Annotated in this window: 13 protein-coding genes; 3 read left to right on the plus strand and 10 right to left on the minus strand. The window is 54.9% G+C overall.

Going from position 1 to position 16745, the window contains the following annotated elements:
- Nucleotides 1-28 precede the first annotated feature (28 nt).
- The 4 genes from FEAC_RS00780 to FEAC_RS00795 form a co-directional block, all read right to left on the minus strand.
- Complete coding sequence (locus FEAC_RS00780; RefSeq protein ID WP_160290296.1) at nucleotides 29-3535, minus strand: ABC transporter ATP-binding protein; 3507 nt, start codon at nucleotides 3533-3535, stop codon at nucleotides 29-31.
- Nucleotides 3536-3639: 104 nt separating this feature from the next.
- The gene (locus FEAC_RS00785; RefSeq protein WP_035388060.1) at nucleotides 3640-4575 is read right to left on the minus strand and encodes a pirin family protein; all 936 of its coding nucleotides are present in this window, start codon (nucleotides 4573-4575) and stop codon (nucleotides 3640-3642) included.
- A gap of 85 nt (nucleotides 4576-4660) precedes the next feature.
- Complete coding sequence (locus tag FEAC_RS00790) at nucleotides 4661-5374, minus strand: GntR family transcriptional regulator (RefSeq protein WP_160290297.1); 714 nt, start codon at nucleotides 5372-5374, stop codon at nucleotides 4661-4663.
- Between the two features lie 61 nt (nucleotides 5375-5435).
- Nucleotides 5436-6113: a ribonuclease HII gene (locus tag FEAC_RS00795; protein WP_152623000.1), complete on the minus strand. Its 678-nt coding sequence runs from the start codon at nucleotides 6111-6113 to the stop codon at nucleotides 5436-5438.
- Between the two features lie 112 nt (nucleotides 6114-6225).
- On the opposite strand from FEAC_RS00795, the gene FEAC_RS00800 reads away from it, so the two are divergent.
- Nucleotides 6226-6837 carry a glycosyltransferase family protein gene (locus FEAC_RS00800; protein WP_052565063.1) on the plus strand — a complete coding sequence of 204 codons (612 nt, stop codon included), beginning with the start codon at nucleotides 6226-6228 and terminating at the stop codon, nucleotides 6835-6837.
- Nucleotides 6834-7601: a PIG-L deacetylase family protein gene (locus tag FEAC_RS00805; protein ID WP_081900896.1), complete on the plus strand. Its 768-nt coding sequence runs from the start codon at nucleotides 6834-6836 to the stop codon at nucleotides 7599-7601. Before FEAC_RS00800 ends, FEAC_RS00805 begins: the two co-directional genes overlap by 4 nt.
- A 155-nt stretch (nucleotides 7602-7756) precedes the next feature.
- Here the strand turns inward: FEAC_RS00805 and FEAC_RS00810 are convergent, their stop codons facing one another.
- From FEAC_RS00810 to FEAC_RS00835, 6 genes are all read right to left on the minus strand, one after another.
- The gene (locus tag FEAC_RS00810) at nucleotides 7757-9304 is read right to left on the minus strand and encodes an AMP-binding protein (RefSeq protein WP_035388057.1); all 1548 of its coding nucleotides are present in this window, start codon (nucleotides 9302-9304) and stop codon (nucleotides 7757-7759) included.
- 57 nt (nucleotides 9305-9361) lie between these two features.
- Complete coding sequence (locus FEAC_RS00815; protein WP_035388056.1) at nucleotides 9362-10108, minus strand: enoyl-CoA hydratase/isomerase family protein; 747 nt, start codon at nucleotides 10106-10108, stop codon at nucleotides 9362-9364.
- Nucleotide 10109: 1 nt separating this feature from the next.
- Complete coding sequence (locus FEAC_RS00820) at nucleotides 10110-12458, minus strand: MMPL family transporter (protein WP_035388055.1); 2349 nt, start codon at nucleotides 12456-12458, stop codon at nucleotides 10110-10112.
- Nucleotides 12459-12551: 93 nt separating this feature from the next.
- Nucleotides 12552-13055: a MarR family winged helix-turn-helix transcriptional regulator gene (locus tag FEAC_RS00825; RefSeq protein ID WP_152623001.1), complete on the minus strand. Its 504-nt coding sequence runs from the start codon at nucleotides 13053-13055 to the stop codon at nucleotides 12552-12554.
- 193 nt (nucleotides 13056-13248) lie between these two features.
- The gene (locus tag FEAC_RS00830; protein ID WP_052565068.1) at nucleotides 13249-13626 is read right to left on the minus strand and encodes a pyridoxamine 5'-phosphate oxidase family protein; all 378 of its coding nucleotides are present in this window, start codon (nucleotides 13624-13626) and stop codon (nucleotides 13249-13251) included.
- A gap of 46 nt (nucleotides 13627-13672) precedes the next feature.
- Nucleotides 13673-15634 carry a WYL domain-containing protein gene (locus FEAC_RS00835; RefSeq protein ID WP_160290298.1) on the minus strand — a complete coding sequence of 654 codons (1962 nt, stop codon included), beginning with the start codon at nucleotides 15632-15634 and terminating at the stop codon, nucleotides 13673-13675.
- Nucleotides 15635-15820: 186 nt separating this feature from the next.
- Here FEAC_RS00835 and FEAC_RS00840 point away from each other — a divergent pair, with 186 nt between their 5' ends.
- Nucleotides 15821-16714, plus strand: a complete 894-nt coding sequence (locus FEAC_RS00840) for a cytochrome c oxidase assembly protein (RefSeq protein WP_052565070.1) — start codon at nucleotides 15821-15823, stop codon at nucleotides 16712-16714.
- Nucleotides 16715-16745 lie beyond the last annotated feature (31 nt).

The following is a 16745-nucleotide window of genomic DNA, read 5'->3' on the forward strand; positions in this document are numbered from 1 at the left end:
ATAGAGGGCAGCACGATCACCAGAAAGCTCAGGCGGAGAGTTCCCAGAGCGAGGCGTACTCACCACCCTGCCCAATCAAATCAGCGTGAGTCCCTTGTTCGACGATTGCACCATGGGACAGGACATAGATCTGGTCCGCCTTTAGCAACGTTGAGAGGCGATGCGCTATGACAAACGTCGTCCGGCCAGCAAGAACCTGGTCGAGCGCAGTCTGCATCTGTGCCTCTGCGACAAGATCAAGCGACGATGAGACCTCATCTAGAATCACTATCGTGGGATCTTGTATGATCAGCCGAGCTAACACCACCGACTGCTTTTGACCCGCCGAGAGCCGCACCCCACGATCGCCTATCTCATAATCTACCCCTTCGTCATGGTGATTCAGAAAACCGTCCAATCCAACCATGCGGCAGGCTCGCTCGATCTCTGCAGTTGATACCTTGGGGCGAACAAAGGAGATGTTCTCAGCGATGGTACCGGTGAAGAGGAAAGGCTCCTGGGGTAGATAGGCGACTTGACGGCGATAGCTGATGAGATCTAGATCGGTCAGAGAGACTCCGTCGATGTGGATAGAACCCGCCGTCGGATCGTAAAACCTTACCAAGAGCTTTGCGATAGTCGACTTTCCCGCCCCTGTCTCACCCACAAAGGCGACACGATTGCCGGCGGCGACATCGAACGAGACCGCATCCAACGAAGGAAACTCCGCCTGAGGATACTGGAAGGTGACGTTGCGAAAGGAGACGACACCGTGGATGTTCTTGAGCTCAACCGGCTGCTCGGCCGGATGGATAGATATATCTCGGGCCATCAATCTCCGGATCTGGCGTGCAGCCACTCTCGCCTGCTGGAACTGATCAAAGGTCTGCGACAACTGTTGGATCGGGGAGAAGAATTGGTTAACATACAGTGTTGCGGCAAGCAGGGTACCTACCGCAAGCGTATGGTGCAGGACTTGGCTCCCCCCAAACAACAGTGTCAGTGCTGTGGTGACATCGGCGAGCATGAGCAGGAACGGAAAGTAGATCGAGATCGCCTTTTGTGCATTCATGCGTGCATCGCGATAGCCGCTGCTTAGAGAGTCGAACTGATTGATTGCCTCACGCCCACGATTCTTGGCCCGCGATGCCCGTACGCCGGAGACCTGTTCTTGGAAGTTGGCGTTGACGGCGGCTATGCGCTCACGAGCCAAGGTGTACGCACGATTCGAGTACCGCTGAAAGATAACGCTGGCGATGATGGTGAGCGGGAGGCTAGCGACCAGAACAAGAGCGATACTCGGTGCAATGATAAGCACCGTAACCAATACGAGACCAAATGAGACGACGGAGACCAGCGCAGTGATCAAGCCATTCTGCACCAAGTTGGAGAAGGCGTCTACATCGCTAATCATTCGAGTCATAATTCGACCCGACATCTCCGACTCGTAGTAGTCCATATCGAGGCGGAGAATCTTTTGGAAGATTCTCGAACGCAGCAAAAGCAAGAACTTCTCGGCGGCAAGCCCGGCGATGACCTGCTCTAAGATCACGACAAATAGATCCAGTAACGACACAGCCCCTAGTGCGAGGGCGGCTTCGAGCACCAGTGAGCGTGTGTGATGCAGGACACCGGCATCGATGCCCGACCTGAGTACAAGCGGGGAGGCCAAGCTCAAGAGAGCATCGAGAGCCACCAGCACAGCACCTACGATCACCCCAATGCGGATGAGCTTGAACAGACTCCCGAAGCGAAATCGCTCGTCAACCCAACCAAGCTCGACCGGGCGATCGATCAGGCGTGGGATGGTCAACGACGCCTCCTGGTGGGTCTCGGTAAGAGAGCCCTCCTCTACCAGGCTGATCTTTGGAGCCTCTGCGATGCTTTCTGTCTCGCCGCTCATGAGTTCGGCATAGAGGGGTTCTGCGGCCAACAGCTCTTTATGTGTGCCTGTCGCAATAATCCTACCCTGGTCCATTAGAACGATGCGGTCGGCGAGGTGAAGGGTCGAGCGACGATGAGCGATGAGAATCATGGTTCTACCACCGCCGATTGCGCCAATTGCATCCAAGATCTCAGCCTCGGTGGAAGGGTCAACAGAGGAGGTAGCATCGTCGAGAATCAGGATCGGCGGTGACCCAACCAGAGCACGGGCCAAGGCAATTCGCTGTCGCTGTCCGCCAGAGAGACGGACTCCTCGTTCACCTACGACCGTGTCATAGCCTTGAGGGAGAGCTTCGATAAACTCGTGGGCGCGAGCGGAGCGAGCAGCAGACATTATCTCGTCGTCAGAGACATCGGAACGACCCAGTGCAATATTGGCTCGGACGCTGTCAGAGAACAGGAAGCTCTCTTCGAACACGATGCCAACTGACTGCCTGAGTGTCCCAAGATCCCACTGGTTCACCGGAACATCATCTATAGCTATCGTCCCGGTCTGTGGTTCATAAAAACGCGGTATTAGGAGAGCAAGCGACGACTTACCTGAGCCTGATGAACCAACGACCGCAATCGTCTCACCCGGCTCAACCTTGAGGCTGAGTCCATCGAGAACAGCAACACCTGGTTTATAGGCAAAGTGCACGTCACTGAATTCGATAGCTCCCCGCACCTGAATAGGAAGGTAAGGATTCTCCGGTTGAATGATCGCAGGGTTGATGTCTAAGAGCCCAAAAATACGTTCTACTCCCGCCCTAGCCTGTTCAGACAGTGCAACCAACACTGAGAGCTGGCGTACCGGCAAAATCAGCTCGACAATATAGGTAGTGAAGAGGAGGAAGGCGCCAATGGAGAGGTGTCCGTTGATCGCTGCATATCCACCAATTCCTATCACCAGCGCCTCAGTTAGAAGCGGCACCAACTGCAGAAATGCCTGCAGCTTTGCCTGTCTCCAGATGGTAGCCACCCTTGCACGGTAGAGCCGGGTGGCCCTCTGGTGCAAGCGATCTAGCTGTACGTCCTCGAGTGCAGACCCCTTTACAACGGCGATTCCACGAACCGTCTCCTCGACGACCTCGTTGACGGCTCCCTTCTCCTGTTGAGCGATAAGGCTTACCGGGAAGATCTGCTTACGCAAACGAATAGAGGCTGCCCCAATAAGCACCAGCGATAGTGCAACAAGCAGAGCAAGGGGCCAGTAGACAACAGCCATCACGACGAGAGACAAAAGCGCGAGGAGTGCATTTCCAAAGAGGCGAGGCAAGAAGGCGAGGAGGCCCTGTATCAACGACACATCAGCGTTCGCCTCAGAGACGAGTTGCCCTGTTTGCAGCGTATCGTGAGCGGCAAAGTCAATCCTCTGAAGATGGTTGAAGATACGCGTCCTCAGGTAGTGCTGTACGCCAAGTGCCAAGCGCCCACCGAAGAATCGGCGAAGAAAGGCCAACCCAAAGGCGGCGATCGCCAAGCCAATAAGGGCGATCAACCATCCAACCTGTTCGTGATGGCTACCCAATGAGTCGACGAACGCTGCCTCAAAGATCGGCACAAGTAGAGTAGCGACCGTCCCGAGGATCGCAGTGACCAACGCGATGAGCAACTCTTTTCGTTGAGTCAACACAACTCCAACGAGTTGAGACATCCACCCTTTGGTCAACCTGACATCACCTCTACCTGTCGCTCTCTCTAGCTAGCCTAGCTTCCACCACATTCAAGCGATGGCTAGATGTGAGCGACGGGGATCTGACCCATCCTTCCAGCCTGGAAGTCCGCAATCGCCTGTTCAAGTTCGGCTCGAGTATTCATCACGAACGGTCCGTAGTGGGCAACTGGCTCACCGATAGGACGTCCTCCGAGTAACACTACTTCGGCATCGGTCGTACCCGGATTCATGAGCTCAAAATAGTCACCCGCCCCAAAGACCGCCAACTGTGAGGCTTGGCCATCTATACGAGTTGATCCAAACTGGAGTCGACCCTCCATTATGTAGACCAATAGATTAAACTCTCGCGGCCAATCCAACGACAACCTCGCACCCGGGTGAAGGGTGGCGTGCACCATGTTGATCGGCGTATAGGTGATGCCTGGACCTCGCAGAGTACCTAGATCGCCGGCGATCACACGCAACGCAACATCACGATGAGGACTGGTCCCAAGGCCAACCTGCGTATGACCGATATCCTGATACCGAGGGTCGACCCACTTCTGTTGCGAAGGCAGGTTCACCCAGAGCTGAAGACCATGAAAAAGACCACCTTGGACAACCAAAGCCTCGGGTGGCCGCTCGATGTGAAGAATTCCCGCACCCGCCGTCATCCACTGGGTATCACCTCGTCCCAGGCTTCCACCTCCACCGATAGAATCCTGGTGGATGAACTGCCCCTCCATCATGTAGGTGACCGTCTCAAAGCCACGGTGTGGATGCCATGGAGTACCCTTTGGTTCGCCCGGACCATAGTCGACCTCTCCCATCTCATCCATATGGACGAATGGGTCAAGCTCCGACATAGGCACGCCAGCAAAGGCCCGCTTGACAGGGAAACCTTCGCCCTCCAAACCGCTTGGAGCATGCGTAAGCCGCACGGGGAGTCGTTCGCTACGACCCTCTCCTTGGGTTGCCGTCACCACAGTTGAGTGCTCAAGCTCTATTGATCCCATTACTCACCTCGATATTCATTGCAACTAGATAGTCATTGCATTTGCAACTATTATCCTAGTCGCTCAACCTACTAGGGTTGGCTACCTAGCGACCCCACTCGGCACGAAAGCGAACTCGCGCCGGAACAAGTATCGTCCGTCGGAACTCAACGATCTCCTGATGAGAGTAGGTGATGCGCTCTACCACCAACACAGGCTCATCCACGGAGACACCCAAAAGGTTGGCCTCAGTAGACGAAGGCATCGCAGCCGATACCTCATCGGTTCCCGCTGTAACAGTGATGCCAGTCCCTGATTGCAGCACTGCATAGAGTGAGCCCGCTTGGGTTAAGTCAACTCCCTCGAAGCTATCAGCGTTTACTCGAGGGAGATAGGCCCTTTCGAGTGCCAAGCGCTCATGTTGAGAGCCGCGTAACCTCTCGATGAGATAGAAATGGTGGGAGTTCAATCCAAGTCGATCTGCAAGCATTGGCTCATCTACCGAGCCTTTCCAGAGAAGCTCGGCGACCTCGGCAAGTCCAGACTCAGCTATCCTTCCAGCCAGCGAGAATCGGTGGTTATGCAGAGACTCAAAACTCTCACTCGCAACCACAAAGGTTCCTTTACCTTGTCGCGACTCTAGATAGCCCTCTGAACGCAGATAGCGAATAGCCTCACGCACTGTCGATCGCGACACTTTGAACTCCTCGACAAGTTCAGGCTCTGAAGGAAAGTGATCGACAAATCTACCAGCCTCTATGCCATCGCGTAGGGTTTCGGCCAACTGAGCCCACAACGGGATTCCGGATCTAGCATCCAACTGTGGATCTAACACCTACAGCTGAGCCATTCGCATCCACAGATCCCCATCTCGTCTGTCTTCACTTGAGTAAGTCTAGCTTCGCCGACCTAGGAGAGAAAAACCGACCAGAGGCTGGCGCTGTAAGTTCTTGCACAGGTCGAAACGAACGCCGGTGCTCAACCGAAGGCCCGAGCCATACAAGCCCACAACGATGGCGTCGCGACCCATAACCCTTAGAGGAGCTGAGGTCCCAGTACGGCAACTCAAAATCAAGGTCCACCATCAAGCCATCGCGAGCAACCTTGGCTGCAATCGAGGCAGCAGCAATCAATGGGTGTACCCGATCACCTCCTACAATCGTCTCCACTCGTGCTCCTTCAAGATAGTTAGTTTTGCCATCAAGAAGCAGTAGTTGTTCATCTCGCGGCTCGGCAAGCCTCGAGGCCAGCTCCTGTAAGCCACGTCGAGCAGCCATCGCAAGAGCCTGAGTCAATCCTACGGTATCTATCTCACTAGCAGACGCAAAACCAACCGCGAAGGATATGCCTACCTCGCGAAGTTGAGAAAGTGCGACCTCGCGTCGTTGAGCTGAGAGAGCCTTTGAGTCATAGAACCCTTCACCTCGTCGTCGTCTAAGCACTTGCGCTGCAGCTTCCGGGTCACCACTTGCGGCTCCGACAGCCAACGGGCCTGCCCAAGCGCCTCGTCCAACCTCGTCAATACCGATGTACACCGGACTAAGGCTAGTTACACCCATCAGCGCCACTAACCCAATAGTGCAGATACGAGTGCAGGCAACGACACGATCATAGATCCACAAGTACAGTCACCGTAGTCCCCGAGAGCACGCGATGGCTAGGATAATGGCCGTGTCCGCATCCAACGACGTCGCCTTCCTCGTCCTTCAGGGGGATCCCGCAACATCGAAATCCCGCCTCAACACCGTCCTGTCGCCTCAACAGAGAACACGACTCACACGGTATTGCATCAGTCGTATCACCTCACTGGTAGACCGCAACCTCATATACCTGCTAGCAGAGAACTCAATGGCCGCTAGCGAAGCACATAGGCTCGAGATTAGATCGATCTCCCAACGAGGGGGCGACCTCAATACCGCCATCGCTGCCTCCCTCGCTACCCCCGAGCTCAGCCGCTACCACTCTGTAACCATCATCCCTAACGATCTGCCATTTCTCAACAGCCTTGAGGCATATTTACAAAGTCCAACGGACGACGTCTGCCTTATCACTCCAGATTCCCATCTGACAGGGACCAACCTCCTTCGAGTTCCAAGGTCCATGGCTAACCCTACATTCTCCTATGGCCCGAACTCATTCTTCCAACATGTTCGAATAGCCAAAGCAAAACAACTTGAGATCGTAGCGACTCCCTGCTCTCACGCTTTTGACATCGATACCCCCGAAGATCTGACCCTTGCCCAGGAGGCCTTTCCTGATGCAGAACTATGGAGCATATTATGAGTGGGCAACGCGATGGGTTGGCGACCTATCTATCCACCTCCACTACCAGCCAGTCAATAGATCTAGAGACTCCAGCTGTAGCACTCGCCATTGGGGCCCACCCCGATGACATCGAGTTCGGCTGCGGTGCAACGTTGGCAAAATGGGCCCAACAGGGAGCCGAAATTCACATCGCTATTTTGACCGATGGGAGGCGTGGTACCTGGAATCGAGAACAGGATCAAGTAGCATTAGCTCTCTCTCGCCAAGACGAGGCCCGGGCCGCGGCCACAGTACTAGGTGCCTCGCCTCCCACCTTCTTGCAGCAGATCGACGGGGAACTAAGGGCGACCCCCAGCCTGATCGTTCGCCTGGTCGCACTCCTCCGATCAGTTCGCCCCACCGTCTTGTTAACCCACGACCCATGGAAACGCTACCGTTTACATCCAGATCACCGAATCGCTGGCGAAGTCGTTATCGACGCTCTCGTTCAGGCACGCGACGAGAGCTTTTGGCCTGAGCTCTCACTCCCGGCCACTAGACCGACATCGCTCCTACTCTTCGAGGCAGACGTCGAGGACCACAGCGAAATTATCGAGGAACCTCACATGTATACCAAAGCCAAAGCGCTCGCCTGTCACCGCAGTCAGTACCCATCGAGCTACGGCCTCGCCATCGACTCCCCGAACCCAGAGCAAGAGATCCTGACTCGTCTATTGGCGGTAGCCAGCGAACCCGGCAGTGACCTGTTGGTAGAGCACTTCAAGCTGATCACTGACCTCTAGCCCAGAGTTAGCCTGGATCGCTACACTGAGCCGTTCTAACTGGAATCATCCCAAAACCTCTGCCTATAGCAGGCGCGGCGACAAGATGGCCACCTGGAGTAGGAGGCCTTCGAGCCAGCTCCAGCAACTTGGGATCGACGCTGCCGCCGAAACACCTAGTTGACCAGGCGCTCCTGCCCCTCCCAGTAGGGCGCCCTCAACTTGAATTTCTGCAGCTTTCCAGTTGCAGTCCGTGCAAGCTCATCGCGGAACTCGATCGAGGTTGGGCATTTGAAATGAGCAAGATGTTCTCGACAGAAATCCTGAAGTTCCCTCTCGCTCGCCTGCGAACCCGCTTTCAACACCACCAAGGCCTTGACGGTCTCACCCCACTTCGGATCGGGAACTCCAATCACCGCAACCTCGGAGACGGCAGGGTGTTGGAATAGTGCATCCTCCACCTCGATGGATGACACATTTTCACCTCCTGTGATAATGACATCCTTCTTCCTATCGAGAATGCGAAGAAACCCATCGCGATAGACACCGCCATCACCGGTGTGGAACCATCCGTTAGCAAGCGCCTTTGCCGTCTCTTCAGGTTGTTCCCAATACCCTTTGAACACCTGATTCCCCTGCACTAGAACCTCGCCGTCAACGTCTTCAGCAACGCGGACACCGATACTCGGCGTTCCCGCCATCGCAAGTCGACGAGCAAGCTCAGCCGAATCTAGGGAATCCCACTCCTTCAGACGCCGATTTACGGTCAATAGAGGCGAAGTCTCGGTTAATCCGTATATCTGGATGAACTCCCAGCCGAGCTCCTCCTGTATCCTCTCAATGGTTCGCGACGGCGGCGGTGCGCCTGCGGTGACGACCCGCACGAGGTCACCACCGGGCACTCGTCGTCCTTCACTCACGCGGCGTTCTGCTCCCTGCAATGTCGCAGCCCAGACAGCTGGGGCTCCGCAGGCGAGCGTTACCCCCTCGTTCTCGACGTTCGAAAGAATACTCTCTCCATCAATCTTTCGTTGCACAACGTGCTTGCCGCCCATACCAGTCACTGCATAGGGCATACCCCAACCATTACAGTGAAACATCGGCAGCGTATGCAACAGAACATCTCTGTCTGTCACGGTGGTGTGCCACCCTAGGGTCGAGGCATTGATCCAGGCGTTCCTGTGGGTCATCTGAACCCCTTTTGGTCGAGAGGTGGTACCCGAGGTGTAGTTGATGGAGCAAGCAAAATCCTCATCTCCCGCCCACTCTGGTACCGAAGCACCGGGACGCAGCGGCGCGAAGAGTTCAGCATCCTCCACTCCATCGAGTATCATCTTCCGGGGAACCTGGACCTTTCCAAAAATGTCCGCATACTCAGGGTCGATTAACAACAACTGCGTACCCGAATGCTGGACAATGTACTGCACCTCGTCGGTGTTCAGTCTGTAGTTGATCGGGACAAGGATTCGCCCGTACCCCGATACACCAAAGTACGAGATCAAGAACTTCCCAGCGTTGGGTGAGACGATCCCAATACGATCACCAACACGATAACCCATAGCCTCGAGCGTGGAGGCCATCCCTTTTACCCGCTCCCCTAGCTCGCCGTAGGTGAGGCGACCGAGTGCACCTGGCACATCAGGATCGTCGACAAGCGCGAGCCTTTCAGGGAAGGCCTCAACCGCTCGATACAAAAAATCCAACACATTAAGTTCTACCTTCACAATTCCCCCCTTCTTAGAACTACGTCTACTGTAGCATGGAGGCTAGAGCTAGAGAGTTCAAAAACCCGTGAAGCGAGGAGAGCGCCGCTCGGCAAATGCGCTAAGGCCTTCTTGGTAGTCATTGCTCGAAAATATAGCAAGACGCTCGTCCTCCGTCAGGCGTCCGTGCAAGCTTGCCTTTGCTGCGGCTATAGACCGAGGCGCAAGCGATGCGATACGACTGAGGCGTGCCATGAGATCCTCGCTAGAGGCGAATGCCTCGGTGACCAGTCCATAACGTGCGGCCTCCGCCACATCGATGCGAGCGCAACTGGCAATCAACTGCAAAGCGTAGGCATAACCCACGCGATCGCGCAGCCTAGAGAGAGCCCCCTCCGGGTAGGCGGTTCCCATGTTCGCTGCCGGGATTTGGAAGCTCGCACCCTCAACGGCATACACCAGATCGCACGCCACTGCGATGCTAACGCCGCCACCAAGACAATAACCTTCGACAAATGCAACCACCGGCATTGACATCTCACGAGGTATCGATAGTGCCGCCTCTGTACGCTGATCATACACGAGCGTGTCGGCTCCTTGGCGATGTTCACCAAACTCACTCAGATCGGCACCGGCGCAAAAATTGCCACTGACGCCACGAATCGCCACTACCCAGACAGCTGGGTCAAGAGCAAGCCCCCGCAGCACCTCTGCAAGTCTCTCCCACATCTGAATCGACATAGCATTAAACCGACTTGGGTTGTCAATCCACACGGTGGCTAGTTGCGCACCAGCATCCACCTCTGCGAAGACGTCGCCTGCCATCTTAACTCAACTGTCCTTCTGGCTCCCGATTGTTAGCTTCAGCCGATTCAGTCCTAGTTGACCCCTCCGCGAGAGAGACCTCTCCCGGCTCCGGCTCTACATCGCTGAGCCGCGAAGGCCACCAGCTCCATCTCCCAAGCAGTACCACCGCCGAGGGCACCAACAGAGTCCTGACCAAGAAGGTATCCATAAGGACTCCGAGAGCTAAGCCTATACCGATCTCCTCTACCTCCGCCTGCCCTGCAGAGGCGAGTCCCAGCACGAGGAAGGTGCCTGCTAACACCATGCCGGCTGATGTTACGGCAGGCCCAGTGGCCCCGATAGCGGCTACCACCGCCTCTCGAATCGTATGGTGGTGAGACTCCTCTCGAATCCGGGTCATCACCAGTATGTTGTAGTCCTCGCCTAATGCAAGCAAGAAGAGGAAGAGCATGAAGGGCAAGATGAAAATCAAACCACTATGGCTACCAATCTTCATAAAGATCAACACGGCTACACCTAGAGCAGCAAAGAAGGAGAGACCAACACTAATGACTAGGAACACTGGAGCAACGATCGAACGCAGAACGAGTGCCAGCAGGATGGCAATAATTAAGATCACAAGCGGCACGATGTGGATAAGATCGTGATTAGATGCGGCCGATACGTCATAGGAAGCAGACGCTTGACCGGCCACACCCGACTTTGTGGCCCCCACCTTGTGCGCAATATTCGTCGTAAATGCCCTGATCGCCGGCACCGCATTGATGGCAGGATTCTGTCCTGGTGACCCAGCAGCAAGGGTGGTCTCGAACAGGACCTCGTCACCATTAGCACTGACATAGTTGCTGGTCGCCCGGTAAAGTTGATAGACGCCCGGCGAGACGATGTGTTGCGTACTAACTCCAGGAAGCTTGGAGGCGGGACCAAGCACAGAATGCAACCGTGCGAGCTGGGCAGCCGGCAAATTCACACCGGCAGGATTCAATGCCCCGTCGACCTGAGTAAACAGCGGAGAGTGCGATATATCTGCCTCCAAGGTCTGCAGGGTGCCAATATGATCCCAGATCGGAGAAGAGAAACGGAAAATCAACTCAGTCGGATTGAAAGAAGCCTTTGGGAAATATCGAGCAAGGTCTTTGTTTCCGTAATAGGCGTTAGTTCCCGAGGGAGCAGAGGCGTTGCTAGCAAAACCCGAAGGACGATTCAACGGCGCAAAAAGAGCGAGTATACCGAAAAATGCCACGCCGATCAGCAGGGTAACCACCGGTCGCATCACAAGCCGACCAGCGATCCTTCCCCAAAGGCCATACTTGACCTTCGCTGGTCCTTCAGACTTTCGTCTGGGCCAGAAGGCGGCTCGTCCAAAGATAGCCAATAACGCCGGTTGAAGGGTGAGGCCGGCAAGAAGCATGAGGAAGACCGCGATCGCAAGTGGATAGCCGAGTCCACGATAGAAACCAAAGGTCGCCGTGATCAGCATAAGGACAGCAGCTATGACCGTCAATGCAGAAAATGTGATCGACTCTCCAACCTTAGAAAGTGCGAACTCTACCGCCTCACGAGGGGAACGTCCACGATTTAGCTCCTCTCGTGTCCGAAAAACAAGGAAAAGCCCATAGTCGGTTCCAGCACCCAACACCAACACGATCATCAGTAGCTGCGTGACGCTTGAAACCTGATAGTGCAGGACGGAAGTCAAACGCGCAACGACAGGACCAGCCAGCAATGAGACGACGAGCGCCGGCAGAAGCGTGAGCAAGGGTGCCAACACCGAACGGAACACGATGAACAAAAGGACAAGAATGAAAAGAACCGAGAAGCCCTGTGTCGCACTTGCACTCGAATTATTTTGGTCTGCTTGAGCTACAGCGGTCGCGACGGTACCGGCAAGGTGAATCTGGAGGCTAGCTGGGGCGGGATCGCTTGCAAGCTTGGCTTGAAGATCATTCACCAGGGTTTTTATCCCGATATCGTTGAACTGCGAGGTGGACGAAACCACTTCGATCTGCTCCGCCTTGCCATTAGCCGAGATAGCAACGACGTTAGACTTCACCACGGTCGGAACTGACTTGAGCGCGCGAGACAGGCCAGTGAGATAGGTGGAGTCGGCATTCGTAAGTGGGACATGAGGGCTATCTGCCAGTACAACCACGGTGGAGTCAGTGCTTTTCTGGAACACATTTGCAAGTTGTGCAGCCTTGATCGAGGGCGAGTTGGTCGGCAGAAAGTTCGAAAAATTATTCTGCACTACTGACCCAATCGAAGGAAGAAAGGCGAGTGCAGCGATCAGGCCAACTATCCACACCACCACGATTGCGTACTTGAAACGCACCGTAAACAGGCCAAGGCGCTCGAAAAACCGACTCAAAACCAGCTCCTGTCAAAATTTTTGCCAATGCCAGAGGAGTCAACCTCCACGAGCAGATCGATATTCCAGAACTTGCGCATCGAAGGCGTATCTTCATCCATCAAGCGTCTCGACCAACTTCGACGATAGCAGATGAGCGAGTCGATCGAGAGTCTCTCTATCTTCAGAGGAAAGAGTTGCGAGCGCATGGATGAGCGGCTGGAAACGCTCTCCTAACACCTCGACTACGAAGCGGTCATACTCTGGTCCAGGGCCAACCACAGTACGTCGATGATCCAGAGGGTCCTCATGACGCTCAAGCAGTCCGGCGATCGCCAACTGAGATACGATCAGAGAGATGCTCGCCAGACTCAACCTCAACTGGTCTGCAAGTTCACTCACCGTCACCCTGCCTACCAGGAGGATCTGCATAAGCGCCTGCATATGTCGAGGAGTAATCGACATGCCATGCATCTGACAACTGCCAGCCCGTGCCTTGATGGTACGCACTATCGGCATCATCGCAAGAATCAACGACACCGCATCGGTCAGCTGCCCGGTAGATATACACCTGGCAGTCGATACCTCTTGAAGGTTAGCATTGGTAATCTCGGTCATCTTCACATCGCTCCCTTAACCGTGGGCGACCGTGCCCATCACGTCAAAATGGAAACATTCATAAACTGTTTACGCCTGATAAGCATAGGACTTATCGATACCAGAAACGACGCCGCGAGGGATCAGGGGCAACGGTCAATTTTCAGTCCTGTTTGCTGGACTCACATGCTCCGACGGTCAGCACTCACACACCTCAAAATGGAACCCCAAGCGTGCGCTCAACGGTGACAAAGATCACCACCCTATCATCGGCTTGAGCTGGGACGCGATTATATTTTCCAGCGAAGGCAGCAAAGCAGTCGGTGACAACTGCTGGATCGTCGACTACCGTCGCATCTCCTATCATCGCAAAGTACTTCGAACCATCAATGAGCGTTAAAGTGGCTGCTGTTCGGGCTAGCAGGTTTGTGACCTTTTGACTCTTGCGGCGTGAAAACACCGCAATGGCATTGTGACTGTCCTCCCAGAAGGGATTTACCAATACCGTATGTACTGCGCCGTTTCTAGTAATGGTAGCGAGGAGTCCGTGTCTACTAGATGACACCGCCTTTATTATCTCCGAATTCTCCATTGCTTCCCACCTCTCAGGTAATCACCGGCTAGCACAGCTGACGGTCTCAGCAACCCGACTCTAGATTCCCTGTCAGCCCTGTTAACAAGGTCAAAAGGGACTCGCCGCGAGCTCGCACAGCTGCCAACAACCCGGCACCGAACACCCCGCTGGTTCCGGGACCGAGTGCTAGTAGCAGGCGCTCCAACCACTCCTCCCGAAAGCTATAGACGACGAATGCATCACCATCATGGTCAAACACGCCCATCGTGAGAGCCTCCAACGTTGCTAGCTGTTCAGCTCTGAGCTGCAATCGAGTAGGAGTCCCGGAGGAGCGTAGACCCAATGGATCAAGCCGATCTAAAGAACGTCTCGCCTTACGAATCTCGGACTCATCTTGGCATGAATCAAACGCAAGCAGACGAACTTGACGCATACGATCGAGCCGGAAATGACGCCCACTACCATCCGAGAGTCCGAAGAGGTACCACCTACCAGCAAGCACAAATAGACTCACCGCGAACACGTGTCGAACACTTACACGACCTTCAGCATCGACATAGTCAAACTCCACGCACTCTGGCTCGGCGATCGCTCGCCGCAGGAGTGCGACTACCTCCGGCGGGTTATCTGAGTTAATCACCTCACCGGAGCGGAGCAGTTGTTGGCGGATGGCTAAGCGTAGCTTCTCAGATGCGCTCTGGAGCTCTGAGACTTCACCATCCATAATGCTGGTCACCGCCTCGAGTGTCGCTAGGACCGTCATAGCTTCGACCACGTCAATACGCTGTGTGCGACTAAGTCCTGAGTCAATCGATACTTCAACCAGGTCCAGCTCCTCGTCGACTATAACGTCGAGCAACACATCTGGGCTATAAGGTGGAAGGCCCGCAAGCGACGCTGACTCCAGCAGCTCGACCACCTCCGTGGGCACCAACCCGGAGGCTTCTGCTAACGATGCAATCGTCGCAGATCCCCCATTTACTCTGAGATATGAAAGGAGTCCCTGCACCGCTCGAAAACGATCCTCGAGTGTTCGAGTTTTTCGGCTACGAGCAGGCGAAAGTGGAATTGGGTCAATCACCTCAGGTGCACCTACACGTAGATCGGTTTCAAGTGAATGCAGTACCGCTTCGACCTGTCGCATGAACCTCTGTCGAACCGCTAGCGGCTCTATGGGTACTACGGGATGAGCCTCCATCAGCAGGTCAGAGATGAGCGCACCGACGTTGGATACCTCGACGGTGCCCGTCGTCAAGCTCCCACCGTCTACAGTCGGGTCGCCGTCCGTCTCAACTGCCACCCGCGCACCAAGCAACTCGAGTTGGGCTCTTGACCCCACGAGTGTGACCTCGACTTTTTCATCTACCTCTAGAAGCCAAGGGTGTTCGGGTAGAGCTGACCTCAAATCAGCGGGTCTCGGATATTCGTCAATCTGACCCACCATAAAAGGAGGTTCCATTCGATCGGTACGAAAGCTCTTTTGTTGACCTCGCTCGTCGGCTACCAGGTAGGCGTGACCCCAACGCATGAGGACTCCAAAAGGAAAGATGTCGCGTTCCAATCCTCGATAGACAAAACGAAGCCGACGTGATTCAGCGATCGCCCTGCCAAGATCAGGGTGCAGATGGACAAGTTCTCCCATCTCCCAGACAATTGGGGCTGCCTGGCGATACAGGAGACCTAGTCGAGTCTCGAAGTGCCTCCCATACTGCCCAACAAAGACGGCGCATCCGAGGGCGGCTTCGAGAGCTGCCCACTCAGTGCGGGTAAGATCCAACTCGAATTGGATGTCCTGTACCTCGATACGGTAGCCAACCTGAGAGCGTCCCGGCAGGCTCACGGTACGTAGAGGGATACCTATCTCTCGCAGGCTCGCCTTCGCCCGCTCAAATGCACGCGCACGAGCTAGGGGCGATTCGGGGAACCCAGGTACGAGATCGGTGATCGTCTCCTGAGTCAACGGCTCGACGGTGGTACTCAAGAGTTCAAAGAGGTTTACCAGTCGAATCAGAGGATCAAATGCCAACCTCAACCAACCCTTCCTATTTCGACGCGGCTTCCAGAGCGACGAGATCAACCCTCTGGCGTCCATGCTCTTGCTCAGACGATGAAAACTCTGTCTTTGGATAGCCAGAACAATAGCCTAAACTTACCAAGTAACCCTCATGTGGGAGACCCTCACGTGGGGGATGTGTGTCGCTGGGAGGAATAGGTGCTGGGCGCTGTAACGGGCGAAGTAGTGCTTCGCTTCACCCCTCCGTACGGAGGACTGATTGTCCTGGCACTCGGAGGACTATTCTACTACCGGTTTATACCCACGGTGGCTCGTCATCTAGACAGCTCGCCCGTGCACGTCCGGTTGCGAGATGCGGTAACCCGGCGCCAGCATACTTTATTCATTACCGGTCTGATCATCCTTGCATTGATGGAGAGTTGGCCCTCGCTCGAACTTGCTCGCTACGTCTCAAGCCTTGCTTATCTCACTCACACGATGATCATCGAGCTTGTCGCAGTTCCTTTGCTCCTCCTTGGAGTCCCCACTTGGCTTCTCCACAAACTGACCGAAACACCGTTCATCGACGCACTACTTCAACTTCTCACCTCACCAATTCTCACGACCATACTCTACTGCGGCGTATTTGTACTCTCGATATTGGCTACCATAGTCCAAGCTCAAGCCACCTCGATGGTGGTCTATGTCTACCTACAGGTAGCCTTCGTCGTTGTCGGTGCGCTCATGTGGATTCCAGCGCTGAGACTCAACCCAGGGACCAAGAAACTATCGACGGGTGCACGAGTGCTGTATCTTTTCACCCAAAGCCTCCTGCCGTCATTCCCAGCTATCGTACTGATATTTGCTCATCACTCGTTCTATCCAATCTTTGCCACGAACATGCACCTCATATTTGGAGTATCGGAGGTCGCTGACCAGCAATTAGCTGGAGGAATCTCTAAGCTCATCGACTTCGGGATTCTCTGGACCGTCGCTGTCGCTATAATGGTCAGGGCGCAAAAACAAGAGGACCTGGGTGCAGACCCGGAGCCAATTACTTGGCTCGATGTCGAGCGCGAGTTCAAAAGAACTCATAAAAACACCGGCGCCTAGATCATCGTTCGACCTATCTCACCATGCCCTA

Origin of the sequence: Ferrimicrobium acidiphilum DSM 19497, assembly GCF_000949255.1 — a bacterium.
GTDB lineage: Bacteria > Actinomycetota > Acidimicrobiia > Acidimicrobiales > Acidimicrobiaceae > Ferrimicrobium > Ferrimicrobium acidiphilum.